We start from the raw sequence: 23,136 nt of genomic DNA, 5'->3' as shown, positions 1-23,136 counted from the left end.
GGAGGCCGGGGGAGCCTCTCCCCGTGTCCCCTCGGCGCGGTCAGGCCGGCCTCCGCCCGGCCAGGCCAGCAGCTCGCCCTCGATCACCGTCACCGCGTGCCCGTTCAGCAGTGTGCGCTCGCCGTGCAGCTCCGTGCGGACGCGGCCGGAGCGGGGTGAGGCCTGCAGTCCCGTGAGGCAGGGGCGGCCGAGGCGCTCGGACCAGAAGGGGGCGAGGGCCGTGTGGGCGCTGCCGGTGACCGGGTCCTCGTCGATGCCGACGTTCGGGAAGAAGCACCGGGAGACGTAGTCGTAGCCACGGGCGGGGTCCTCCGCGCGTGCGGTGGCGATGATGCCGCGCTCGGAGTGGGCGGCCAGCGCCTTGTGGTCCGGGGTCAGGCCGCGGACCGTTCGCTCGTCGGCGACCTCGACCAGCAGGTCCCCGATGTTCGGACCGGTGTCGAGGACCGCGAGGGGCTCGGCCCCCAAGGCCTCGGCGACACCCTTCGGGGCCTCGACGGCGGTGAGCGGCGCGGTCGGGAAATCCAGGGTGATCGAGCCGTCCTCGCGGGGCGTCGCGACGAGGACGCCACTGCGGGTGGCGAACCGCACCGCGCCCTCGTGGGCGCCGGTGGTGCGCAGGACGTGGGCCGTGGCGAGCGTCGCGTGGCCGCACATGGCGACCTCGGTGGCCGGCGTGAACCAGCGCAGCGCCCAGTCGGCCTCGCCGCCCTCGGGCAGGCGGTGGGCGAACGCGGTCTCGGCGTGGTTGACCTCCAAGGCGACTTGCTGGAGCCGGTCCTCGTCCGGGAAGGAGTCGAGGATCAGGACCCCGGCGGGGTTGCCGGCGAACGGCCGGTCGGTGAAGGCGTCGACGATTCGGATGCGCATGGCCCGAAGCTAGACGCTCCGCGAAGCCGCGGACCAAGGCCAATTCACGATTCCTGGACTGCTTCCCGGGCGGGGAAGGGCTGCGTGGACCGGGTCCCGCAACAGGCGGCGAAGACCGGGTCGCGATCCCGGGTCCATCGGGGAGGGCTTGCCGCCTGCGGCATACCGATATATCGTTGAAGCATCGCGACAGATCAACGACTGGATGGAGTGATGGCGATGCGTAACCACGGATACGAGGGTGGACACGGTGGGCACGGCCGGGGAGAGGGTGGCCCCTTCGGCCACGGTGGCTCCGACGGCCGGCGCGCGGCCTTCGGCCCGTTCGGGCCGGGTGGCCCCGGTGGTGGCCGTGGCCCCGGCGGTCCCTTCGGGCCCGGATTCGGCCACGGCGGGCCCTGGGGCGGCCGAGGGCGCGGCGGTCCCCGGGGGAGGGCACGGCGCGGCGACGTACGGGCGTCGATCCTGGCCCTTCTGAAGGAACGGCCGATGCACGGCTACGAGATGATCCAGGAGATCGCCGAGCGTAGCGGCGGGGCGTGGAAGCCGAGCCCCGGCTCGGTGTACCCCACCCTTCAGTTGCTCGAGGACGAGGGCCTGATCGCCAGCGAGAGCGAGGGCGGCAAGAAGCTCTTCGCGCTCACCGAGGCGGGCCGCACCGCGGCCGAGGAAGGCCCGGACGCTCCTTGGGAGGAGGCCTCGCGGGGCGTCGACTGGGAAGCCCTGAACGACGTCAGGCAGGCCGGGTTCGGGCTGATGGAGGCCTTCGGCCAGGTCTGGAAGACCGGCAGCAAGGAGCAGCGGGAGAAGGCGCTCGCCGTCATCGGTGACGCCCGCAAGAAGCTGTACCTGATCCTCGCCGACGAGGACTGACCCGGTACGGCCGTCGTCGCGAGGGTGCCCCGCGGATCGCTCCGCGGGGCACCCTCGTGTGTGTGGGGGCGTTCAGTCGACCCGCCGTATCACCGCCGCGTCGAAGAGATCCCACGCGCGCGGGAAGGGGCTCTCGTCATGGCAGTGCCACGCCTCCCAGAACAGGTCGGCGAGCAGCGCCTCCGCCGGGGCGTCCACCCGGTACACGTACTGCCTGCCGTCGACCGCAGGCAGGGCCACGAGCCAGCACCTGCTCCTCATGCCCCTGTTGGACCCGCGGCGGCACGCTTCGGTTGCCCCCCGGGGCGCACTGCAAGGCGGCACGCGCCCGGCAGGGCGAAACGGCTTGATCTCCTCCCCAAGGAGGAGATTCCGGCCCGCCGCGTCCACTCTGCGTGGGACGGGAAAATGCTTCCCGCCGGGGATGACCCGCTCTCGAAGGGCTGATGAGCTAGGGGATGTGCAATCCCGTATCCCCCGGCAGTCGGCCGGCGAGCAAGGCGGCCGGCGCTCGGACGGCACCGACCTCGACGCCCGGTCCAGCGAAGAACTGGCATCGGTGGTCTCCGGCGCCCGCCGCAGAGCGGTGCGGGACGGGGACCGGCAGATCGACACGGCCCATCTGCTGCACTCCCTCCTCGAGTGCGACCCCGAGGCCCGCGCTGTCCTCGGCGACGGACCCCAGGTCGCCCGGCTGCTCGGCTACCTCGTGCAGCGCAGCATCGGGTACGGCCTGCGCTGGCAGAGCACCGTGGAGGACTCCGGCGCCGTACCCGTGGTGACCGGGGTCGCCGGTTTCTCGCCACTGGCCGCGGCGGCCATGGAGGGCGCCCGCGCACGCGCCGTCCGGCGCGGAGCGGACCGTCCCGGCGGCGTCGACCTCCTCGCCGCCCTCGTCTCGGACCCGCAGGCGCGGGCCGTCGAGGTGCTCGGCCGCGCCGCCATCGACGCACGCACGGTGCTCGCCCGCGTGGAGAACCGCTGCGAGCCGACGCCCTGAGCCCGTCCCGGCCGAACGGTGGCCGCGCGGTGGATCACCAGCGGCTCGCAACGACTCGGCACCCGCTCGCACCGGTTCGGGATCGGCCCGGCAGCGGCTCGCACCGGGTCGGGACCGGCTCGCATCGGCTGATCGGGGGCTTGTCCTCCGGTGTCGTCACCGGCTCGTTCCCGTGGGCGTGGTCCTCGTGGACGTCCAGTCGGTGAGACAGGGGTCATTGGGGGTGACGGTCATGTCGTCCCCTGCCATCATGTGCCGGTGCATACGTCTGAAAGCGCCGGCGGCCGCCGCGGCAGGGGCGCCGGGCTCGGCCTGGCGCTCGCGTCCGCGGTCGCCTTCGGAGGGTCCGGGGTAGCGGCCAAGCCGCTGATCGAGGCGGGACTCGACCCGCTCCACGTGGTGTGGCTGCGCGTGGCCGGCGCCGCTCTGGTGATGCTGCCGCTCGCCGTGCGCCACCGCGCGCTGCTGCGCCGTCGGCCCGGGCTGCTGGCCGGCTTCGGGCTGCTGGCCGTGGCCGGTGTCCAGGCCTGCTACTTCGCCGCGATCTCCCGCATCCCCGTCGGCGTCGCGCTGCTCGTCGAGTACCTGGCGCCCGCGCTGGTCCTGGGCTGGGTGCGGTTCGTGCAGCGGCGGCCGGTGACGCGGGCCGCGGCGCTCGGCGTGGTCCTCGCGGTCGGCGGACTCGCCTGCGTCGTGGAGGTCTGGTCGGGACTGGGCTTCGACGCCCTCGGACTGCTCCTCGCGCTCGGTGCCGCCTGCTGCCAGGTCGGCTACTTCGTCCTGTCCGACCAGGGCAGCGACGCCGGCGACGCGGCGCCCGACCCGCTCGGCGTCATCGCCTACGGTCTGCTCGTCGGGGCCGCCGTGCTCACGGTCGTCGCCCGCCCCTGGTCGATGGACTGGTCCGTCCTCGCCCGCTCCGTCCCCATGGACGGCACACCCGTCGCCGCCGCCCTGCTGCTGGCCTGGATCGTGCTCATCGCCACGGTTCTCGCCTACGTCACCGGCATCGTCGCCGTGCGCCGCCTCTCGCCGCAGGTCGCGGGTGTCGTGGCCTGCCTCGAAGCGGTCATCGCGACGGTCCTGGCGTGGGTGCTGCTCGGCGAGCACCTGTCCGCCCCGCAGATCATCGGCGGCGTGGTGGTCCTGGTGGGCGCCTTCATCGCCCAGTCGTCGACGCCCGCGAAGGGCTCCGCGGATCCGGTGGCGAGCGGCGGACCCGAAAGGGAGTTGTCCAGCAGGGGAACGGCGACCTAAGGTGCGGATCATGCATTCCGACGCACTCGTCCTCCCGCCTCCGGCCGCCTGAGGCGGGCCCTCCGATCAGCCCGGCGCGCTGTCGCCGGGCCGGACGATGCTGCCCGCAGACGCAAGTCCCCGCGCCCCCGGCCGTTCCGGGGCCGCTTCGAACTTCCGCGCCCTGTGCGCGTCTGCGGAGAGAACTCGTGTCGAATGCCGTCTCAGGCCTGCCCGTCGGGCGTGGCCTCCTCTATCTGATCGTCGCCGGTGTCGCCTGGGGCACCGCCGGTGCCGCCGCCTCGCTGGTCTACCGGGCCAGCGACATGGGGCCCGTCGCCCTGTCCTTCTGGCGCTGCGCGGCCGGGCTCGCCCTGCTGCTCGCCGTCCGTCCGCTGCGCCCGCGCGGGCGCAGCGGACGGACGGCCGTGCGCGAGCCGTTCGCCCGCAAGGCACTGCGGGCGGTCGTCACCGGCCTCGGCCTCGCGGTGTTCCAGACCGCCTACTTCGCCGCGGTGCAGTCCACCGGACTCGCCGTGGCCACCGTGGTCACGCTCGGCGCCGGCCCGGTGCTGATCGCGCTCGGCGCGCGCCTCGCCCTCGGGGAGCACCTGGGCCGGGGCGGGGCCGCCGCCGTGGTCGGGGCGCTCGCCGGGCTCGTGGTGCTCGTCCTCGGTGACGGAAGCACGACGGTCCGCCTGCCGGGCGTACTGCTCGCGCTGCTGTCCGCGGCCGGGTACTCGGTGATGACGCTGCTCACCCGCTGGTGGGGGCGGGACGGCGGGACGGACGCCGCCAGTACGTCGGCCGGGGCGTTCGCGGTCACCAGCCTGTGCCTGCTGCCGTTCGCCCTCGCCGAGGGCCTGGTGCCGTACACCGCCGAGCCGGTCCGGCTCGTGTGGCTGCTGGCGTACGTCGCCGCGGTCCCGACCGCCCTCGCCTACGGGCTCTACTTCGCCGGCGCGGCCGTCGTCCGGTCCGCCACCGTCTCCGTGATCATGCTGCTCGAGCCGGTCAGCGCGGCGGCGCTGGCCGTCCTGCTGCTGGGCGAGCACCTCACCGCGGCGACCTTGGCGGGAACGCTGCTGATGCTCGGCTCGGTCGCGGGGCTCGCGGTCGCGGAGACGCGGGAGGCACGGACGCGACCGGCGCCGGCGTGACGGCGGGGGGCCTCTCGACAGGGGAGGCCCCTACCCGGCCGCGCACGAGGGCCGGCTCCGGTCAGACCGTGCCGCGGCGCACCAGGTGCTCGCGCGCCGCGGCGTCACGCGGGCCGCACGCTCGGCGAGCCCGGCCGCGATCCGGTTCCGGACCTCATCGGACCGCTTGCCGGCGTACCTGAACTTCGCCCGCACGCCGGTCACCTCCAGCCGCAGCCCGCAGCCCGCAGCCCGCAGCCCGCAGCCCGTGGATCGCGGATCGCGGACAGCAGCCTGGCGTACGGGTGGGCCGCTCACGGCGAGTTGGCCGAAGTCGTGTACGGACAGCCACTGCCGCCATTCGGCGTCGCCGTACGGCGCGTCCCGGGGATGGACCAGCATCACGGGGCAGAAAGGTAGTCGGGCAGCGCCGTGCCGGCGTCCAGACCCGGGTCGGCGACCGGGGTGCCGTACCCCTTGCGCAGCGGGACGAGGCCCGCCCAGTGGGGGAGGGCGAGGTCTTCGGGCTCGTCGTTCACCCCGCCGGTGCGCAGCTTGGCGGACACCTCGTCCAGGTCGAGGCGGATCACGGCCGTGGCCGCCAGCTCCTTCTTGTCGGCCGGCCGGGAGTCGGCGGAGCGGCCGGGTACGACGTGGTCGACCAGGGCGTCCAGGGCCGTGCGCTTCTCCTCCGGGTCCGTCACTTCGTACGCGGTGCCGTGCACGACCACCGACCGGTAGTTGATCGAGTGGTGGAAGGCCGAGCGGGCCAGCACCAGCGCGTCCACGTGGGTCACCGTCAGGCACACCGGCAGGCCCGGGTCGGCCGCGCCCGTCATCCGCAGCGGGCGGGAACCCGTCGACCCGTGCACGTAGAGCCGCTCGCCGACCCGGCCGTAGAGCGTCGGCAGCACCACCGGGGAGCCGTCGCGGACGAAGCCGAGATGGCAGACGTAGCCCTCGTCGAGTATCGAGTGCACCAGCTCCTTGTCGTAGGAGGCCCGGTCGGAGGAGCGGGTCGGGACGGTGCGGTCGGTGGGCGTGTAGGCGGTGGCGGGCGACGGCGGCTGCGTCCGCGTGGTCTCCTGCATGGCGCTCTCCATTGCACTAGTGCATAATTGGCTTTGTGCTAGGAGAGTATATGATCACGGGACGGGGCGCAGCGGAGATCTCCGCGAGCGTCGAGCGTGCGGTGGCCTCGGGGGAGCTGGAGCCCGGGCAGGCGCTGCCGCCGATGCGGGAGCTCGCGCAGCGGCTCGGGGTGAACCCGAACACCGTGGCCGCCGCCTACCGCACCCTGCGCGAGCGCGGAGTCATCGAGACGGCCGGGCGCCGGGGCAGCCGGGTGCGCTCGAAACCGGCCACCACGGGGCGCGAGTTCATCCGGGTCGAGGTGCCCGAGGGTGTGCGCGACGTGTCCGCCGGGAACCCCGCCCCGGCGCTGCTGCCCGCGTTGGGGCCGGTCTTCGCCGCGGCGGCCGAACAGGGCGACCGGGAGCCCGTGCTGTACGGGCACGCGCCCGAGGATCCGGAACTGGTGCACCTCGCACGGGCCGAACTCGACGCCGACGGAGTGCCGGACGGGCCCGTGGCCGTCACGTCCGGCTCCCTCGACGCCATGGAACGAGTGCTCGCGACCCACCTCAGGCCGGGCGACGCCGTCGCCGTCGAGGACCCGGGGTGGGGCAGCCTCCTCGACCTCGTCCCCGCGCTCGGCCTGCGTACCGTCGCCGTCGCCGTGGACGACGAGGGGCCGTTGCCCGACGACGTGCGGCGAGTCCTCACGGCCGGCGCCCGCGCCCTCGTCGTCACGGACCGCGCGCAGAACCCGACGGGCGCCGCGGTGAGCGCCACGCGCGCGCGTGCCCTTCGGTCGGTACTGCGCGACCACCCGGAGACGCTGCTGATCGAGGACGACCACGGCTACCGCATCGTCGACCTGCCCCTGCACCCACTGGCCGGTACGACGCACAGCTGGGCCTTCGTCCGCTCGGCCGCCAAGGCGTACGGCCCCGACCTCAGGCTCGCCGTCCTCACCGGGGACGCCGTCACCCTCGACCGGGTGCGCGGGCGGCAGCGGCTCGGTCCCGGCTGGGTCAGCCGGGTCACCCAGCGGGCCGTGGCCCGGCTGTGGGCGGACGGCTCCGTGGACGCGCACGCGGTGGCCACGGAGTACGGGCGGCGCCGGAACCGGCTGCTCGGCGCCCTCGCGGAACGCGGGATCGCCGCCCACGGGCGCAGCGGCATGAACGTGTGGGTCCCGGTGCCGGACGAGACCGGCGCCGTCGCCCGGCTGCTGCACGCCGGGTGGGCCGTGGCCCCCGGCGCGCGCTTCCGCGTGAGCGCCCCGCCCGGCATCCGGATCACCGTCTCGACGCTTACGGACCAGGACACCGGCCCACTGGCGGACGCGGTCGCGGCGGTGGTCGGGGCGGGGGCGGGGGCGCACCGGCGCTATGTCTGACGGGTGGGTCGGTCTGTGTCGTGGGCCGGGCGTGTGGGGCGGGTCCGCGTCGTTGCCTGGCGGGTGGTCCCGCCTACGTCGTGGCCTTCTCGCTCTCTCGTGTCCGCCGGGCCGGCTCCGCGGTGCCCTTGGCCGCGCCGGGCCGGGACTGGGTCAGTGCCGCACCGGCGAGGACGATCACCGCGCCGACCGGCGTCGACCAGGACAGCGACTCGCCGAGCAGCGCGACGCCCGCGGCGGTGGCGATGACCGGGGTGAAGTACGTGACCATCTGGGCCGTCGTCGGGCCGACCTCGGCCACCAGGTCGTACTGGATCAGGAAGGCGAGTCCGGTGCCGAGGGTGCCCAGCGCCGCGACCGCCAGCAGGGGCACGGCCGGGAAACCGGTCGGCATCGAGGTGAAGAGCGGCGTCACGACGGCCAGTTGCAGCGTGGCGAGCCCCAGCTGGGCGCCGGTGAGCGAGAGGTGGGAGTGGCTGGAGCCGGCCAGTGTGCGGCGGACGTAGATCCAGCCGATCGGATAGCTGAGCGAGGCCAGCAGGGCCAGTGCCGTGCCCGTGACGTCCAGGCCGTGGAAGCCCTGCCAGACACCCAGCACCGTCAGGACACCGAGGAAGCCGATGCCGAGGCCGGCCACTCGTCGGCGCGTGGGCCGGTCCTCGGACAGGGCGACCAGCGACAGGGCCATGCCCCACAGCGGCGAGGTCGCGTTGCAGATGCCCGCGAGCGACGACGGGATCGTCAGCTCGGAGAAGGCGAACAGGGAGAACGGCAGCGCGTTGAGGAGGAACCCGGCGACGGCCAGATGCACCCAGGTCCACGCCCCGCGCGGCAGCCGCTCCCGCTTCACCGCCATCGCCACGGCGACCACGGCCGTACCGAACACCAGCCGTCCCAGCGTGACCTGGAACGGGGCGAAACTCTCCGTCCCCACCTTCATGAAGAGGAAACTGAAACCCCAGACGAGGGAGAGGAGCCCGAAGCGGAGCCGCCAGTCGAAGACACGGCGGGCTGCGGGGGAGGACGTGACGCTGCTGCTCATGCAGGCAACGATGAGGGAGTCGTCCTCGTAGCACAATCGAAATTCTGCAAGCAATATCTCGTAGTATTGCTTACATGTTGAATCTGGAGCGCCTGCGCACCCTCGACGCCCTCGCCCGGCACGGGTCGGTGAGCGGTGCCGCCGCCGGCCTGCACATCACCACCTCGGCCGTCTCCCAGCAGATGGCCAAGCTGGAGCGGGAGGCGGGGCAGCGGCTGCTGGCCAAGAACGGGCGGGGGGTGCGGCTCACGGACGCGGGCCGGCTGCTCGCCGAACACGCGGCCCGCATCCTCTCCCAGGTCGAGCTGGCCCAGGCCGAACTGGAGGCGCAGCGCGGGCAGGTGGCGGGCGAACTGAGGCTGTCGGCGTTCCCGACGGCCGCCCGCGGGCTCTTCCCCGCCGCGCTGGCCGCTCTGCGCGCCGAGCATCCCGCGCTGCGCATCCGCTCCTGCGAGCTGGAGCCGGAACGCGGCGTCAACGGCGTGGTGCGCGGCGACCTCGACGTGGCCGTCGTACTCGACTGGTACAACAAGCCCATGCCGCTGCCCGACGGCCTGGTCAAGGCGAGACTCCTGGACGACCCCGCCGACGTGGCCCTGCCGGTCGGCCACCGGCTCGCGGGCCGGGACGAGGTGGACCTCGCCGAGTTCGCCGAGGACGAGTGGATCACGTGGGGCGAGGGCGAGTTCTGCCACGAGTGGCTGATGTTCACCCTGCGCTCGAAGGGCGTCGAGCCCATCATCGGCCATCGCGCCGCCGAGACCCATACCCAGCTCGGCCTGGTGGCCGCGGGGCTCGGCGTGTGCATCGCGCCGCTGCTCGGGCGCCATCCGATGCCCGAAGGGGTCGTCACCGCCCCGCTGAGGCAGCGGGTGCGTCGGCACGTGTACGTCGTCTGGCGCGCGGACGCCGACCGCCGCCCGTCGATCCGGGCGGCGGTGGAGGCGTTGCGGGCGACGGCGAGGGAGGTCGAGGAGGTGGGTCAGGTGAGCGGTCGGGTGGGCGGTCGGGTGGGCTGATCCGGTTGCGGCGGCGCCAGCTTGCGGAAGTCCCAGGAGACGACCTTCTCGGGCGTCAGCCGCAGCCAGGCGTGCCGGCCGTCGTGCGGCATCTCCTCCAGGCCGAAGTTCTTCCGGGCGAACAGTGTCTCCGGGAAGTCGAGTTCGGCGTACAGCTCGCCGGTGCGTGGTGCCTCGCCCACGAACTCCACCCGGCCGGACAGCTCCGCGCCCCGCAACTCGTCGTACTCCTCACCGGTGTCCACCACGATCGCCAACCGGGGGTCGCGCCGCAGGTCCGTCCAGCGCCGGCTGCGCACGACCGAGTAGAGCCACATCGAGGAGCCGTCCCAGGCGAACCAGAGCGTGCTCACGTGCGGTGCGCCGTCGGCCGAGACGGTGGCGACCCGGCAGGTGCGCTGGGTGGTGAGGAACGCGTCCAGTTCGCCGGACGTCATCATGATCTTCCGGCCCCGGCGCTGGGTGACGGTCATCCGGCCAACTGGATCGAGTCCCCGCTGACCGTGATCTGCACGGCGGGCAGCGGCTTGGGTGCCGGACCGCTCTGCACGCTGCCGTCGGTGATCGAGAAGTTGCTGTTGTGACAGGGGCAGTTGATGACACCGTCGGACACGCTCTTCACCGCGCACCCCTGGTGGGTGCAGGTGGCGGAGAACGCCTTGAACTCGCCCGCCGCGGGCTGGGTGACCACCACCTTCTGGTCGGCGAAGACCTTCCCGCCGCCCTCGGGGATGTCGGCGGTCGCCGCGAGCGCCGCTCCGGCGTTCTCACCGCCGTCCGAACCGTCGCCGCCCGCCGATTCGGAGGCGGGAGCCGAGCCGGCGGCGCCGGTGTCGCTCGACGCGTCGTCGTCCGAGCCGCCGCACGCGGTCAGCGCGACGGTGAGCCCCGCCGCTCCGGCCGCCGCCATGACGGTACGACGGGCCGGTCCCGCTGCGGGGTGAAACGATGCGCTGGTCATGCTGGGGTTCCCTTCCGGGGTGGATGCGTGATGATCTGCCGAGAGGTACGGCCCCGGGGCACGTGCTGTTCAGACCGTGCCGTGATGCTGTCGTGCCGCCGGTCGGGCGGGCGTAAAACACGCCTGTCGTTTCGCTGTCGGCCGGGCACCGGCCACGGTTCCACGCACGGAGAGCTCCGGTATCCGGTGCCGTCGGTGAACTCCTCGTCGGCGTCGTGGTGCCACTGCCCGCCCCGGCCCGGAAGTCGGGCCCGGGCAGCGGGGTGGGCCTTCTCCGGCGGCGCCCGGGCGCTTTCGTGCTCATGACAGGAATCCCAGGCCGGCCACGAGCCAGAACCCCCGGGCGGACCAGTGGGGCGTGTCGAGTCGTCCGCCCGGGTACCCGACCCAGGCAGCGGACAGGCTCAGGGAAGTGAGCGCCCATGGTCTGCGAAACCGTACGTGTCCCCTCGGGAGACGTGGCCCTGACGGGGGACCTGGACACTCCCGCCGGGCCGCGCGGCATGGTTCTGTTCGCGCACGGCAGCGGCAGCTCACGTCTCAGCCCACGCAACCGGGCTGTCGCCGCCGGCCTGCGCCGGGCCGGAATGGGAACGCTGCTGCTGGACCTGCTGACCGAGGACGAGGCACGCGAGGACACCGTCACGGGGCGACTTCGCTTCGACATCGCCTTGCTGGCCCGGCGTCTGGTGGACGTCGTCGACTGGCTGGAGCGGCGCCCGGACACCGCCGACCTGCCCGTGGGCCTGTTCGGGGCGAGCACGGGAGCGGGGGCCGCCCTGATCGCGGCGGCGCGACGACCCGCAAGGGTGTCCGCGGTGGTGTCCCGGGGAGGCAGACCGGACCTGGCGGGCGACGCGCTCCCGTTGGTCGCCGCACCGGTCCTGCTCGTCGTCGGGGGCGGCGACCTGCCGGTCCTCGGTCTCAACCGTGAGGCCGCAGGACGGCTCTCGGCCTTCCACCGGATCCACGTCGTACCGGGCGCCACGCATCTCTTCTCCGAACCCGGGGCCCTGGAAAACGTCACCGAAGCCGCTGCCGACTGGTTCCGCGACCATGTCAGGGAGGGAGCGGACGATGAGCGTCCGGGCTGAGAGCACGCCGGGCCCGGACGAGCAGCGAGCCGTGCGCGAGGACGGCCCCCGAGCCGACCGCCCCCAGGTCGCTCGGCCCGTTGCCGGAACGGATCGGCGACGCAGAGAGGCGGACACGACATCATGCGATTCCACAACCGCCGGGCAGCCGGGCAGGAACTCGGTCTGCGACTCACCGAGTGGGCAGCCGACGGCCGGCTTCCCCACCCTGCCGTCCTCGCGCTGCCCCGCGGCGGCGTGCCGGTGGCCGCCGAAGTCGCCTTGGCTCTCAGCGCCCCCCTGGACGTGCTGGTGGCACGGAAGATCGGGCTCCCCGGCAGGCCGGAGACAGGCATCGGCGCAGTCGTGGGCGACGATCCGCCGCTGTTCGACCAACGGGCCCTTCAGATGCTGGGCCTGAGCGAGGACCGCCTCGTCCAGGACGTGGCCCGGGAACGCGAGGAACTCAAACGCCGCGCCCTGCTCTACCGGGGCGACCGTTCCGCACCCGACGTCGAGGACCGCACCGTGGTCCTCGTCGACGACGGGCTGGCCACCGGTGCCACCGCACGCGCCGCCCTCCGCCATCTGCGGCGACTGCGGCCTGCCCGGCTCATCCTCGCTGTTCCCGTCGGCGCCCCGGAGACCGCCGCGGAGATGCGCTCGGAAGCCGACGACGTCGTTTGCCTCCGGCAGCCCTCGCCCTTCCAGGCGGTCGGCCTCTGGTACGACGACTTCGACCAAGTCGGCGACGACGAGGTCATCGAGATCCTGAACGGGCACCGGGCCTCGACACGCAGCAGTTGATGACCGGCGGCCGGTGCCGACCGCGCCTCCTCGGCGACCGAGGCCGTGTCCATGGATGCCGGGGTGTCCGCCTCCCGACGTCATCGGCCCGCGGAACCGGACAGGCGTCGTGCTCGGTCCCGGCCGTGGTCTCCGGCGGGGTGCCGTGTCGGGGCCGAGTCCCGCCGTGGCCGGTGGCCTGGACGCGCCTCACCGACGATCACACTCGGTTACTATGCACACTTCGTGCCAGAAGCCAGAAGCCAGAAGCCAGAAGCCAGAAGCCAGAAGCCGGAAGCAAGGGGCGGACCGCCATCGATGTGCTGCTGGGAGGCAGGGAGGCAGGGAGGCAGGGAGGTCAGCATGCCGGTCCGAACTCCCCAGCGGGCGACCATGGAAAACAAGGGCAAACAAGCAGGTTGACTTCGGGAATGCTGAAACATGTCACCGCCACCCGCTACAGCACCCCCCTGTACGAAGGCGGTTCGCTGCCGGGACTGATCGAGGCAGACGACCTCGGGACCTACGTGCTGAAGTTCACCGGCGCGGGACAGGGGCGCAAGACGCTCGTCGCCGAGGTGGTCTGCGGCGAACTCGCCCGCCGGCTGGGTTTCCGGGTGCCGCGCCTGGTGACGGTCGGCCTCGATCCGGTGCTCGGGCTCGGTGAGCCCGACCAGCAGGTGCAGGTACTGCTCAAGTCGAGCGGCGGCACCAACCTCGGCATGGACTTCCTCTCCGGCGCGCTCGGCTTCGACCCGCTCGCCTTCGAGGTGAGCCCCGAGGAGGCCGGGCGGATCGTGTGGTTCGACGCGCTGGTGAACAACGTCGACCGGTCCTGGCGCAACCCCAACCTGCTGCGGTGGCGGGGCGAGGTGTGGCTCATCGACCACGGCGCGACCATGATCTGGCACCACAACTGGCCCGGCGCCGAGACTTCCGCCGCCCGCTCCTACGACGCCTCCGACCACGCCCTCGTGCGCTTCGCGCCGGACGTCCGCGCGGCCGCCGCCGCACTCGCGCCCCTGGTCACCGAGGAACTCCTCGCCGAGGTCACCGCCGAGATCCCGGACGCCTGGCTGCTGGACGAGCCCGGCTTCGCCACACCGGACGACCTCCGGCGCGCCTACGCCCGGCCGCTGCTCGCGCGGGCCGCGACGATCCACGACCGCATCGAGGGGGGCCGGTGAGCGACCGCCACGTCTTCGAGTACGCGCTGCTGCGCGTCGTACCCCGCGTCGAGCGCGGGGAGTGCGTCAACGCGGGGGTGCTCGTGTACTGCCGGGGCAAGTCCTACGTAGGCGCCCGCACCCACCTCGACGAGAGCAGGCTGCTGGCCCTGGACCCACACGTGGACCTGCCCGGCGTGCGTGCGGCCCTCGGTGCCGTGGAGGGCGTCTGTGCGGGCGGCGAGGCGGCGGGCCAGGCGGCCGGCGACGACCCCGGCCGGCGTTTCCGCTGGCTGATCGCCCCCCGCTCCACGATCGTCCAGCCCGGCCCCGTCCACACCGGACTCACGGCCGACCCGGCGGCCGAGACGGAACGGCTCCTCGATCTGCTGGTGCGGTAGCGGTGCCCGCGTGCCCTCTGGTGCGGTAGCGGTGCCCGCCTGCCCTCGCCTCAGGCGCGCCGGCGGCGCCTGATCGCGTAGCCCGCCGCGAGCACGGCACTCGTCACGCAGCTCAGCCCGATGCCGATGTCCCAGCCGCTCGGCCCGGTACCCGAGGCGCCGCCCAGGCCGCCCTGAGTGCCACGCGTCGGCGCGACGGTGGGGGAGGCGGCGGGAACCGGGGTGGTGGCGACCGGGGCCGGCGTGGCCGGCGGGGTCGAGGTGGGACGCGGCATGGAAGTCGCGGAGATGGTCGGGAGCGAGTCCCCCCTCGGCGGCGCCCCGCCGACGGCGACTCCGTCCGCCTTCCCGGCGGCGTCGATCCCGCCGTGGCCGAGGCCGCCCTGGTCGAGCCGGCCCTGATCGAGCCGGCCCTCGTCGAGTCGGCCCTCGTCGGGCCGGCCCTGGCCGATTCCGCCCTGTTCGGGTCGACCCGAGTCGACTCCGCCCTCGTCAGGCCGGAACTCGTCGAGTCGGCCCGCGTCGACTGCACCCTGTTCCAGCCTGCCTTCCTCGGCGAGGCCGTCTTCGGGGCGGCCCCCGTCCGACACGTCTTCGGCAAGTGCGTCCAGATCAGGGGCGAGATAGTCCGGTGCGTCCGGATCAGGGGCGAGGTAGTCAGGTGCGAACGGGTCCGGGTCGACCGGTTCGCTGTCGAAGACGGACTGGGACGCCTTCGGGTGGGTGAGATTCCAGGAGCCCGGTTCCTGGGGATGTGCGGGGTAGGCCAGCGGCACGATCGCGGCGATCGCGACGGCTATGCCTGCGGCACCGGTACGACGGCGCATGGACGCCTCCTCTCCGGCCACGAGTGGCTCGCGCTTCGAACGCTAGGGCGCCGGTGGCCCGGGGGCCCGCAGCGCTGGGCCGATCGGGTGGGCCGGGCGTGGTGACGCACCACGGGGCCCGGGTAATGGATCACACCGGCCCGGTGTCCCGTTGACACCGGGTGCCAGGGCTTCTAGCGTCACGTCTGCGGAAGGTACTAAGCGGTCGCTCACCACCGGGCGCCCCGCGTCGCTCCGCATGGGCCGCATCCCCAGGACGAGGAGAAGCAGCAATGTCCACCACTGAGCAGCGGGTCGCCGTAGTCACCGGAGCCGCGCGCGGCATCGGTGCCGCCACCGCCGTACGACTGGCCGCCGAGGGCCGTGCCGTCGCCGTCATCGACCTCGACGAGGCGGCCTGCAAGGACACCGTCGAGAAGATCACCGCGGCCGGCGGCAAGGCGCTCGCGGTCGGCTGCGACGTCTCCGACGAGGCGCAGGTCGAGGCGGCGATCGCCCGGATCGCCGAGGAACTGGGCGCGCCGACGATCCTCGTCAACAACGCGGGCGTGCTGCGCGACAACCTGCTGTTCAAGATGAGCGCCGCCGACTGGGACACGGTCATGAACGTGCACCTGCGCGGCGCCTTCCTGATGTCGAAGGCCTGCCAGAAGCACATGGTGGACGCCGGCTTCGGCCGTATCGTCAACCTGTCCTCGTCCTCCGCGCTCGGCAACCGCGGCCAGGTCAACTACTCCGCCGCCAAGGCCGGTCTGCAGGGCTTCACCAAGACCCTCGCCAAGGAGCTCGGGAAGTTCGGCGTCACCGCCAACTCCGTCGCCCCCGGCTTCATCGCCACCGAGATGACCAAGGCCACCGCCGACCGCGTGGGCATGGGCTTCGACGACTTCAAGGCCGCCGCCGCCACCCAGATCCCGGTCGCACGCGTCGGCGAGCCCGACGACATCGCCAACGCCATCGCCTTCTTCACCGGCGAGGCGGCCGGCTTCGTCTCCGGCCAGGTGCTGTACGTGGCCGGCGGACCGCTCGACTAGGGGACACGGAGACTAGGGAACACGGAGACTAGGGAACACTGGGACTAGGGACCACTGAAATGACTGAACTCCCCGGACTCTCCGGCAAGGTCGCGCTCGTCACGGGCGCCAGCCGGGGCATCGGCTACGGCGTCGCCGAGGCGCTCGTCGCGCGCGGCGACCGCGTCTGCATCACCGGCCGCAACGAGGACGCCCTGAAGGAGGCCGTCGACAAGCTCGGCGCCGACCGGGTCATCGGTGTCGCCGGCAAGGCGCACGACGAGGCCCACCAGGCCGTCGCCGTCGAGCGCACGATGGAGGCCTTCGGCCGCGTCGACTTCCTGGTGAACAACGCCGGCACCAACCCGGTGTTCGGGCCGATCGCCGACCTCGACCTGAACGTCGCGCGCAAGGTCTTCGAGACCAACGTGATCTCGGCGCTCGGTTTCGCCCAGCGCACCTGGCACGCCTGGCAGAAGGACAACGGCGGCGCGATCGTCAACATCGCCTCCGTCGCGGGCCTGTCGCCCTCGCCCTTCATCGCCGCCTACGGCGTCAGCAAGGCCGCACTGATCAACCTGACCGCGCAGCTGGCGCACGAGTTCGCGCCGGGGGTGCGGGTCAACGCGATCGCCCCGGCCGTCGTGAAGACAAAGTTCGCCGCCGCCCTGTACGAGGGCCGCGAGGAGGAGGCCGCCGCGGCCTACCCGCTGGGCCGGCTCGGCGTGCCCTCCGACATCGGCGGCGCCGCCGCGTTCCTCACCTCGGAGCAGTCCGGCTGGGTCACCGGTCAGACGCTCGTCGTCGACGGCGGCATCTTCCTGAACGCCGGCGTGGCCTGATACCGCCTGTCGCCGGCCCTCGAGGCCGATCCCGGGCACGGGTGCCGCCCACGAAATCGGCACCCGTGTCCGCGTTTCGAGACCACGGGGTGATGACAACGTAGTCATCGCCAAATGATCAAAACCCCTGTTCAGAAGGGGGTTCAGGTGGCGTGGCGCTGCGGTATGGTCTGCCGACCCTTGGTACGGCGGATCGAGGAGCGTGCGCGTGTTCAACCGGAACCGAGGCCTGCGGCGGGTGGCGGCCATCGTGTCCATATCGTCGCTGGTCACCGGATGCGGCATCCTGTCGTCCGACAGTTCGGACGACGAGGGGCCGATCGTGGTGGGGACGACCAGCCCTCCCAGCACGCTGGATCCCGCCGCTTCCTGGGACGGTTCGTGGGAGCTGTTCCGCAACGTCTACCAGACGCTGCTCAGCTACCCCAACGGCGCGACCGCGCCCGAGCCCGACGCCGCGGAGCAGTGCGCGTTCACCGATTCCACGAACCAGGTGTACCGCTGCGAGCTGCGCGAGGGCCTGACCTTCTCCAACGGGGACGCGCTGGACGCCCAGGCCGTCAAGCACTCGATAGACCGGATCAAGGACATCAACGTCAACGGCGGTCCCGCCGGTCTGCTGGGCAGCCTCGAACGGGTCCAGGCGCCGAACGAACGCGAGGTGGTCTTCCATCTCAACAAGCCCGACGCCACCTTCCCGTTCGTGCTCGCCACGCCGGCCATGTCGATCGTCGAGCCCGACGGCTACCCGGCCGACGCCCTGCGCGAGGACGGCGAGGTCGTCGGCTCCGGCCCGTACACGCTCGAGTCGTACCAGGAAGGCGAACGGGCCGAACTCCTGCGCAACGACCGCTACAAGGGCTTCGCCGACCGCCACAACAACGCGGTCACCGTCCGCTACTTCGAGGATTCCGCCGGCATGGTGAAGGCCCTGCGCGACGGGGACATCCACGTCACCTACCGCGGTCTCGCGGCCGACGACATCATCACGCTGCAGGGCAGGACCAGCAAGGACGAGAACCTCCAGCTCGTCGAGGGCAGCGGCACGGAGATCCGCTACCTCGTCTTCAACCCCGAGGACCCGTGGGCGAGCCGGAAGGAAGTGCGACAGGCCGTCGCCCAGGTGATCGACCGGGCCGCGATCGCCCACAAGATCTACCAGGACACGGTCGACCCGCTGTACTCGATGGTCCCCAAGGGCCTGACCGGCCACACCACGGGCTTCTTCGACGACTACGGCGACCCCAGCGTCGACAAGGCCCGCGAGATCCTCACCGACGCCGGCATCACCGAGCCCGTCCCGCTCACCCTCTGGTACACCACCGACCGTTACGGCTCCGAGACGGCGCGGGAGTTCAAGGAGATCAAGCGTCAGCTCGAGGCCTCCGAGCTGTTCACGGTCACCCTCGAGAGCCGTCCGTGGAAGACGTACGTCACGGGCTACCAGAAGGGCGAGTACCCGGTGTTCGGGCGCGGCTGGTCCCCCGACTTCCCGGACGCGGAGAACTTCATCGCGCCCTTCGTCGGCAAGCAGAACGCCCTCGGCACGCCCTACCTCGCCCCGGAGATCACCGGCGAGCTGCTCCCGCGCTCACGCCGGGAGAGCGACCGCGCCAACGTGGAGAAGGAGTTCGAGCGGGCGCAGCAGATCCTCGTGAACGACGCGCGGCTGCTGCCCCTGTGGCAGGGCAAGCAGTACGTGGCCGCCAGCGCGGACATCTCGGGCGCGGAGCGGGCCATGGACCCCTCGACGATCATGATGATGTGGCAGCTGTACCGGAAGACCAGCTGGTAGGGCCGGTACGTGCGGGTGGGCGCTTGGGTTGTCAGTGGTCGCCGGTAGGTTTTCCGGGACTGGAAGCGACCGCACAGCGTAAGGAAGTTGACGTGACCGACACCGCCATGCTGCCCGAGTCCTGGCGCGAGGTGCTGGGCGGCGAGCTGCAGCAGCCCTACTTCAAGGAGCTGATGGAGTTCGTCGAGGAGGAGCGGGCGACAGGCCCCGTCTACCCGCCGCGCGAAGAGGTCTTCGCCGCGCTGGCGGCCACGCCGTACGACCGGGTGAAGGTGCTGGTCCTCGGGCAGGACCCCTACCACGGCGAGGGGCAGGGCCACGGGCTGTGCTTCTCGGTCCGGCCCGGCGTGAAGGTGCCGCCGTCCCTGCGGAACATCTACAAGGAGATGCACGCGGAGCTGGACACCCCGATCCCGGACAACGGCTATCTGATGCCCTGGGCGGAGCAGGGCGTCCTGCTGCTGAACGCGGTGCTCACGGTCCGGGCCGGCGAGGCCAATTCTCACAAGGCACGCGGCTGGGAGCTGTTCACCGACGCGGTGATCCGCGCGGTGGCCGACCGGGCCGATCCGGCCGTCTTCGTGCTGTGGGGCAACTACGCGCAGAAGAAGCTGCCGCTGATCGACGAGACGCGGCACGTCGTGGTCAAGGGCGCGCACCCCTCGCCGCTGTCGGCGAAGAAGTTCTTCGGCTCCCGTCCGTTCACGCAGATCAACGAGGCGGTCGCGCGGCAGGGGCACGAGCCGATCGACTGGACCATCCCCGACCTCGGCTGAGCCGACGCGCGGGCCGGCCACCGACCGGCCCGCGCGCGTCACGGGCCGCCTGACCGGGAATACCGGTATGGGCGGTTAGCGTCTTCGGGAACAGCCGACGACGGGCACGGAGGACGCGGTGGCCAAGGGACAGGAGCAGGCGGCGCCGGACGCCGTGCTGACGCGGATCGGACAGGTCGTCATGCTGCACCACGCGGGCGACCGGGAGGAGGCCCGGCACCGTTTCCTCGGCCTGTGGGCGGAGATCGGCGAGCACGGCGACCCGCTGCACCGCTGCACCCTGGCCCACTACCTGGCCGACACCCAGGACGACCCGGGGGACGAACTGGCCTGGGACCTGCGGGCATTGTCGGCCGCCGAGGAACTCACTCGGGACCGGTGCGGGGACCGGGGCGCCGACCGGCAGGAGAGCGCACTCCCCGACCGGCACGAGAGCACACTCGCCGCCCGCGCCCTCTACCCCTCGCTGCACCTGAACCTGGCCGCCGACTACGACCGCCTCGGCCACCGCGAGGCCGCCCGCGCACACCTGCGGCGCGCCCGCGGCGCGGCCGGTTCCCTCGCCCCCGACCGCTACGGCGAGGGCGTACGCGCCGCCATCGACCGACTGGAACTACGGTTCGGCGGCGCCGGCCCCACCACGGACGGGCCGCCGGACCGCCCCGACGGGCGGTGGGGACCACCACGGCAGTGGCCGTAGTCCGCGCCCGTTCAGTAGTCCTTTCCCGGTCTCAGCGGGCGTCAGCTCCCGGTCTCAGCGGGCGTCAGCGCTCAGTGGCCGTACGCCTGCTCGCAGATGACCGCCTCCGGGCTGCCCGGACGCCAGCCGCCGTACTTCTTGCCGAGCGAGCAGACGTCGGCTTTCCCGCCGGTGTCCCGGCCGGTCGGCCGGGGCACGTCGGGGACCTTTTCGCGAGGTCGCTCCCGGCCCCGCTCCTGCTCCTTCTCCTGCTCCGGTGTGCCGGGGCGGGCGGGCCGCGGTCGCCGTTCGGGACGGGACCGGGCGGCGGTGGGTTTCCGCTGCGGTGGGTCCGCCTCCGCGGGTTTCGTACGGCGCGTCTCGCCGGACGTGTGGCCGGGGGCCGGGGAGGGCCCGATCATCTCCAGCGCCTCACGGGCCGGGGCCTGCACGACCCGTGGCTCGGCCGGGCCCTCCGGGCGCGGCGCGGACGAGCGGGCGCCGGTCGCCGGCGGGTCGGACGCGGCCGGGCCGTGGACCGTCGTACAACCGGTCAGGGCCGAGACCGCCACGGTCACCAGGAGCGTTGCGGTGGTCGTCGTTCGATGCACCCGCGCCACTCTGCTGGGTCGGGCTCCGGCCACGGCGCCGGACAAGCGGAGGTTGCCCCGCACGGGTGATCTCCGGCCCCGTACGGAGGCTCCGGGGCCGTCGAGGCTGACGTCAGTCGCCCGTGGCGCCGTCGAGGCGTTCGCGGATCAGGTCGGCGTGTCCGTTGTGGCGGGCGTACTCCTCGATCATGTGGGTGTGGATCCAGCGCAGCGTGTAGCGCTCACCGGTGCGCCGGTGCCTGCCCCGGGTCGGTTCGTCGAGGGGGACGCCGGCCGCGTTGCGCCGGGCGGCCTCGATCTCGGCCTGCCAGGTGGTGTGCGCCTCCTGCCAGGTGTCCGCCTCGGTGAGACGGAACTCGCCGTCCGGGTCCTCGTCCGTGTAGTAGATCGGGTCCGCGTCCTCGTCCGCCAGCACCCTGCGGTACCAACTGCGCTCCACCTCCGCCATGTGCCGCACCAGTCCCATCAGGGACAACGTGGACGGGGCCACGGAGGCGGTCCTGAGCTGGGCGTCGGTGAGGCCCTCGCACTTCCACGCGAGGGTCTGCCGGTGGTACTCTAGCCAGCCCTCCAGCATGGTGCGTTCGTCGGCGTCGGCGGCGGGTTCACGGCGTTCGGTCGTCATGTCCGCATCCTCGCTGATGAAGACCCACGCCCACCAGGGGATTTCAGCCGCCCAGCATGCCGTCCAGCACTTCGCGCAGGCCGGCCCGCACCTCATGGAGGCTCGGCAGCTCCGCGTGGAAGGTCCCGGCCACGCAGCTGAACATCAGTCCGTCCGCCCAGGCGACCAGCGACAGCACATGGCGTGCGGGGTCGGCCGAGCCCATCGCCGTGACGAGGGAACCGAGCTGCTCCCGGAAGCGGGCGCCGGCCGCGTCGAAATGGGTCCGCAGCTCCGGGCGGCGCGTGGCCTCGAGGGCCAGCTCGTACCGGGCCAGCGTCAGTTCGCGGTTGCGGGTCAGCGCGCGGTGCGTCGCCAGGGCCAGCGCGTCCACCAGGGGGGCCCGGCCCTGGCGCGGGTCCGGCAGCTCGTTGAGCGCCAGCACCCGCGCCTCCCGGTCGGCCAGTCTGCGCACCGTCAGTTCCAGGAGGGCCTGCCGGGTCCGCGCGACGTTGGACGTGGAGCCCTGGGGGAGTCCGGCCGCCTCGTCGACCGCACGGTGCGTGAGTCCGCGCATGCCGCGCTCGGCGAGCAGGGCGAGAGCGGCGTCGGCGACGAGATCGGCCCGGGAGGCGCCGGCGGCGGGCACGGGGGATGCGGTGTGTGCGGACATGGAGATCAACCTACCTGTCTCACTACGGCTGTAGTACAGTCGAGGCGACGAGGTTCACTACATCTGTAGTGCGCGTTGACGAGTCCGAGGAGGAGCCATGACACGGACAAGGCAGGCCGTCGTGATCGGCGGCGGAATCGGCGGCCTGACCGCGGCGGCGGCCCTGCACCGCGCCGGTCTGCGGGTCACCGTCCTGGAACGCACCCCCTCGCTCCAGCCGATCGGCGCGGCCATCTCCCTGTCACCCAACGCCTTGCGCGCCCTGGACGTCATCGGCCTCGGCGACGAGATCCGGGCCCTCGCCGCCTGGCAGGGCGACGGAGGCCTGCGCACCCCGGGCGGGCGCTGGCTCTCCCGCTCCAGCGCCGAGGCCGCGGCGGCCCGGTTCGGAGGGCCGCTCGTGCTGCTGCACCGGGCCACCCTCATCGACCTCCTGGCGGCACAGCTGCCGCCCGGCGCCGTCCGCACCGCCGCCGACGCGCTGCTCGCCGACCCCGGCGGCAGCGACCGCCCGGCCCGGGTGCGCACACCCGACGGCGAACTGGAGGCCGACCTGGTCGTGGCAGCCGACGGCATCCACTCCGCCGTACGCGGCACGCTGTTCCCGCACCACCCGGGCCCCGTCTACTCCGGCTTCACCACCTGGCGGGTGGTGATCCCGGTGCCCGGCGCCGAGTTCGCCTCGCACGAGACCTGGGGCCGGGGCCGCATCTGGGGCACGCACCCGCTCAAGGACGGCCGGGTCTACGCCTATGCCGCCGCCGTCGCCCCGGCCGGCGGACACGCGGCCGACGAGAAGGCGGAGCTGCTGCACCGGTACGGCGACTGGCACGACCCGATCCCCGCCATCCTCGCCGCAGCCCGCCCCGAGGACGTCCTGCGCCACGACGTGCACCACATCGCCGAGCCGCTGCCCGCCCACCACCGGGGCAGGGTCGCTCTCGTCGGGGACGCCGCGCACGCCATGCCGCCGAACCTCGGCCAGGGCGGCAACCAGGCCATCGAGGACGCGATCGTGCTCGCCCACCACCACGACGACCTCGCCGCCTACACCGCGGCCCGCCTGCCCCGTACGACCGCGGTCGTACGCCGGGCCGTCGGGGTCGCCCGGCTCAACCTGATGACCAACCGCGCCGGGATCGCCGTACGGAACACCGCGCTCGCCGCGCTGTCCAAGGCCGGACCGGCGCTCTTCCTGCGCGGATTCGACGGCATCGCGGACTGGCGGCCCCCGCGAGCGCCGTATGCTTCCCGGCAGACCCAGGTCGGCGAGCGTTAGAGGAGTA

At 72.8% G+C, this 23,136-nt stretch carries 25 protein-coding genes and 2 pseudogenes; 16 read left to right on the top strand and 11 right to left on the bottom strand.

Features of this window, described 5'->3' with window-relative positions:
* Window positions 1-63: 63 nt before the first annotated feature.
* Window positions 64-870 (bottom strand): annotated as a pseudogene (locus ACZ4V1_RS10085) (PhzF family phenazine biosynthesis protein); the annotation flags it as partial.
* Window positions 871-1,089: 219 nt separating this feature from the next.
* Here ACZ4V1_RS10085 and ACZ4V1_RS10080 point away from each other — a divergent pair.
* Window positions 1,090-1,743, top strand: coding sequence for a PadR family transcriptional regulator (locus ACZ4V1_RS10080; RefSeq protein ID WP_468332217.1), 654 nt, complete (start codon window positions 1,090-1,092; stop codon window positions 1,741-1,743).
* 72 nt (window positions 1,744-1,815) lie between these two features.
* Here the strand turns inward: ACZ4V1_RS10080 and ACZ4V1_RS10075 are convergent, their stop codons facing one another.
* Entirely contained in the window at window positions 1,816-1,983 is a 168-nt protein-coding gene (locus tag ACZ4V1_RS10075) for a hypothetical protein (RefSeq protein ID WP_468332214.1), read from the bottom strand.
* A 220-nt stretch (window positions 1,984-2,203) separates the two neighbouring features.
* Here ACZ4V1_RS10075 and ACZ4V1_RS10070 point away from each other — a divergent pair, with 220 nt between their 5' ends.
* From ACZ4V1_RS10070 to ACZ4V1_RS10060, 3 genes are all read left to right on the top strand, one after another.
* Entirely contained in the window at window positions 2,204-2,743 is a 540-nt protein-coding gene (locus ACZ4V1_RS10070) for a Clp protease N-terminal domain-containing protein (RefSeq protein ID WP_468332212.1), read from the top strand.
* A gap of 252 nt (window positions 2,744-2,995) precedes the next feature.
* A complete protein-coding gene (locus ACZ4V1_RS10065; protein ID WP_468332209.1) occupies window positions 2,996-4,000 on the top strand; it encodes an EamA family transporter in 1,005 nt (334 codons plus the stop codon).
* Between the two features lie 188 nt (window positions 4,001-4,188).
* On the top strand, window positions 4,189-5,139 hold the full coding sequence (locus ACZ4V1_RS10060; RefSeq protein WP_468332206.1) for a DMT family transporter: 951 nt from the start codon (window positions 4,189-4,191) through the stop codon (window positions 5,137-5,139).
* A 61-nt stretch (window positions 5,140-5,200) separates the two neighbouring features.
* Here the strand turns inward: ACZ4V1_RS10060 and ACZ4V1_RS10055 are convergent.
* A pseudogene (locus ACZ4V1_RS10055) lies at window positions 5,201-5,520 on the bottom strand (hypothetical protein).
* Complete coding sequence (locus ACZ4V1_RS10050) at window positions 5,520-6,209, bottom strand: pyridoxamine 5'-phosphate oxidase family protein (RefSeq protein WP_468332203.1); 690 nt, start codon at window positions 6,207-6,209, stop codon at window positions 5,520-5,522. Before ACZ4V1_RS10050 ends, ACZ4V1_RS10055 begins: the two are co-directional and overlap by 1 nt.
* A 35-nt stretch (window positions 6,210-6,244) precedes the next feature.
* On the opposite strand from ACZ4V1_RS10050, the gene ACZ4V1_RS10045 reads away from it, so the two are divergent.
* Window positions 6,245-7,582: an aminotransferase class I/II-fold pyridoxal phosphate-dependent enzyme gene (locus ACZ4V1_RS10045; RefSeq protein WP_468332200.1), complete on the top strand. Its 1,338-nt coding sequence runs from the start codon at window positions 6,245-6,247 to the stop codon at window positions 7,580-7,582.
* Window positions 7,583-7,655: 73 nt separating this feature from the next.
* Here ACZ4V1_RS10045 and ACZ4V1_RS10040 read toward each other — a convergent pair whose 3' ends face one another.
* Window positions 7,656-8,624, bottom strand: a complete 969-nt coding sequence (locus ACZ4V1_RS10040; RefSeq protein ID WP_468332197.1) for a DMT family transporter — start codon at window positions 8,622-8,624, stop codon at window positions 7,656-7,658.
* Window positions 8,625-8,698: 74 nt separating this feature from the next.
* Here ACZ4V1_RS10040 and ACZ4V1_RS10035 point away from each other — a divergent pair, with 74 nt between their 5' ends.
* Window positions 8,699-9,643 carry a LysR family transcriptional regulator gene (locus ACZ4V1_RS10035; protein ID WP_468332194.1) on the top strand — a complete coding sequence of 315 codons (945 nt, stop codon included), beginning with the start codon at window positions 8,699-8,701 and terminating at the stop codon, window positions 9,641-9,643.
* On the opposite strand, the gene ACZ4V1_RS10030 is transcribed toward ACZ4V1_RS10035, so the two are convergent.
* Both ACZ4V1_RS10030 and ACZ4V1_RS10025 read right to left on the bottom strand, forming a co-directional pair.
* Window positions 9,607-10,116 carry a pyridoxamine 5'-phosphate oxidase family protein gene (locus ACZ4V1_RS10030; RefSeq protein ID WP_468332191.1) on the bottom strand — a complete coding sequence of 170 codons (510 nt, stop codon included), beginning with the start codon at window positions 10,114-10,116 and terminating at the stop codon, window positions 9,607-9,609. The two genes, ACZ4V1_RS10035 and ACZ4V1_RS10030, sit on opposite strands and share 37 nt — an antisense overlap.
* Complete coding sequence (locus ACZ4V1_RS10025) at window positions 10,113-10,604, bottom strand: Rieske (2Fe-2S) protein (RefSeq protein ID WP_468332189.1); 492 nt, start codon at window positions 10,602-10,604, stop codon at window positions 10,113-10,115. The genes ACZ4V1_RS10030 and ACZ4V1_RS10025 overlap by 4 nt, the downstream gene beginning before the upstream one ends.
* 422 nt (window positions 10,605-11,026) lie before the next feature.
* On the opposite strand from ACZ4V1_RS10025, the gene ACZ4V1_RS10020 reads away from it, so the two are divergent.
* The 4 genes from ACZ4V1_RS10020 (at window position 11,027) to ACZ4V1_RS10005 (ending at window position 14,030) form a co-directional block, all read left to right on the top strand.
* Entirely contained in the window at window positions 11,027-11,698 is a 672-nt protein-coding gene (locus ACZ4V1_RS10020; RefSeq protein WP_468332186.1) for a dienelactone hydrolase family protein, read from the top strand.
* A gap of 123 nt (window positions 11,699-11,821) precedes the next feature.
* A complete protein-coding gene (locus ACZ4V1_RS10015) occupies window positions 11,822-12,484 on the top strand; it encodes a phosphoribosyltransferase (RefSeq protein ID WP_468332183.1) in 663 nt (220 codons plus the stop codon).
* 410 nt (window positions 12,485-12,894) lie between these two features.
* Window positions 12,895-13,650, top strand: coding sequence for a HipA family kinase (locus ACZ4V1_RS10010; RefSeq protein ID WP_468332180.1), 756 nt, complete (start codon window positions 12,895-12,897; stop codon window positions 13,648-13,650).
* Window positions 13,647-14,030, top strand: coding sequence for a DUF3037 domain-containing protein (locus ACZ4V1_RS10005; RefSeq protein WP_468332177.1), 384 nt, complete (start codon window positions 13,647-13,649; stop codon window positions 14,028-14,030). The genes ACZ4V1_RS10010 and ACZ4V1_RS10005 overlap by 4 nt, the downstream gene beginning before the upstream one ends.
* Window positions 14,031-14,080: 50 nt before the next feature.
* Here ACZ4V1_RS10005 and ACZ4V1_RS10000 read toward each other — a convergent pair whose 3' ends face one another.
* Window positions 14,081-14,857, bottom strand: a complete 777-nt coding sequence (locus tag ACZ4V1_RS10000; RefSeq protein ID WP_468332174.1) for a hypothetical protein — start codon at window positions 14,855-14,857, stop codon at window positions 14,081-14,083.
* 272 nt (window positions 14,858-15,129) lie between these two features.
* Between ACZ4V1_RS10000 and fabG the strand changes: the two genes are divergently transcribed.
* The 5 genes from fabG to ACZ4V1_RS09975 all read left to right on the top strand — a co-directional run bounded on the left by fabG (window position 15,130) and on the right by ACZ4V1_RS09975 (window position 19,983).
* Window positions 15,130-15,891 carry a 3-oxoacyl-ACP reductase FabG gene (gene fabG / locus ACZ4V1_RS09995; RefSeq protein ID WP_468332171.1) on the top strand — a complete coding sequence of 254 codons (762 nt, stop codon included), beginning with the start codon at window positions 15,130-15,132 and terminating at the stop codon, window positions 15,889-15,891.
* Window positions 15,892-15,950: 59 nt separating this feature from the next.
* A complete protein-coding gene (locus ACZ4V1_RS09990; protein ID WP_468332168.1) occupies window positions 15,951-16,712 on the top strand; it encodes an SDR family oxidoreductase in 762 nt (253 codons plus the stop codon).
* A gap of 208 nt (window positions 16,713-16,920) precedes the next feature.
* A complete protein-coding gene (locus ACZ4V1_RS09985; RefSeq protein ID WP_468332165.1) occupies window positions 16,921-18,507 on the top strand; it encodes an ABC transporter substrate-binding protein in 1,587 nt (528 codons plus the stop codon).
* A gap of 92 nt (window positions 18,508-18,599) precedes the next feature.
* Window positions 18,600-19,283 carry a uracil-DNA glycosylase gene (ung, locus tag ACZ4V1_RS09980; protein WP_468332163.1) on the top strand — a complete coding sequence of 228 codons (684 nt, stop codon included), beginning with the start codon at window positions 18,600-18,602 and terminating at the stop codon, window positions 19,281-19,283.
* A gap of 118 nt (window positions 19,284-19,401) precedes the next feature.
* A complete protein-coding gene (locus tag ACZ4V1_RS09975) occupies window positions 19,402-19,983 on the top strand; it encodes a hypothetical protein (RefSeq protein ID WP_468332160.1) in 582 nt (193 codons plus the stop codon).
* Window positions 19,984-20,054: 71 nt separating this feature from the next.
* On the opposite strand, the gene ACZ4V1_RS09970 is transcribed toward ACZ4V1_RS09975, so the two are convergent.
* The 3 genes from ACZ4V1_RS09970 to ACZ4V1_RS09960 form a co-directional block, all read right to left on the bottom strand.
* Window positions 20,055-20,573, bottom strand: coding sequence for a hypothetical protein (locus ACZ4V1_RS09970; RefSeq protein WP_468332157.1), 519 nt, complete (start codon window positions 20,571-20,573; stop codon window positions 20,055-20,057).
* Window positions 20,574-20,685: 112 nt separating this feature from the next.
* Window positions 20,686-21,198 carry a DinB family protein gene (locus ACZ4V1_RS09965; RefSeq protein ID WP_468332154.1) on the bottom strand — a complete coding sequence of 171 codons (513 nt, stop codon included), beginning with the start codon at window positions 21,196-21,198 and terminating at the stop codon, window positions 20,686-20,688.
* 43 nt (window positions 21,199-21,241) lie between these two features.
* Complete coding sequence (locus ACZ4V1_RS09960; protein ID WP_468332151.1) at window positions 21,242-21,850, bottom strand: TetR/AcrR family transcriptional regulator; 609 nt, start codon at window positions 21,848-21,850, stop codon at window positions 21,242-21,244.
* 97 nt (window positions 21,851-21,947) lie between these two features.
* Here ACZ4V1_RS09960 and ACZ4V1_RS09955 point away from each other — a divergent pair, with 97 nt between their 5' ends.
* Window positions 21,948-23,129: an FAD-dependent monooxygenase gene (locus ACZ4V1_RS09955; protein ID WP_468332148.1), complete on the top strand. Its 1,182-nt coding sequence runs from the start codon at window positions 21,948-21,950 to the stop codon at window positions 23,127-23,129.
* Window positions 23,130-23,136 lie beyond the last annotated feature (7 nt).

Source organism: Streptomyces sp. NPDC028991 (genome assembly GCF_055564775.1).
This window is presented reverse-complemented; position numbering and strand designations above follow the sequence as displayed.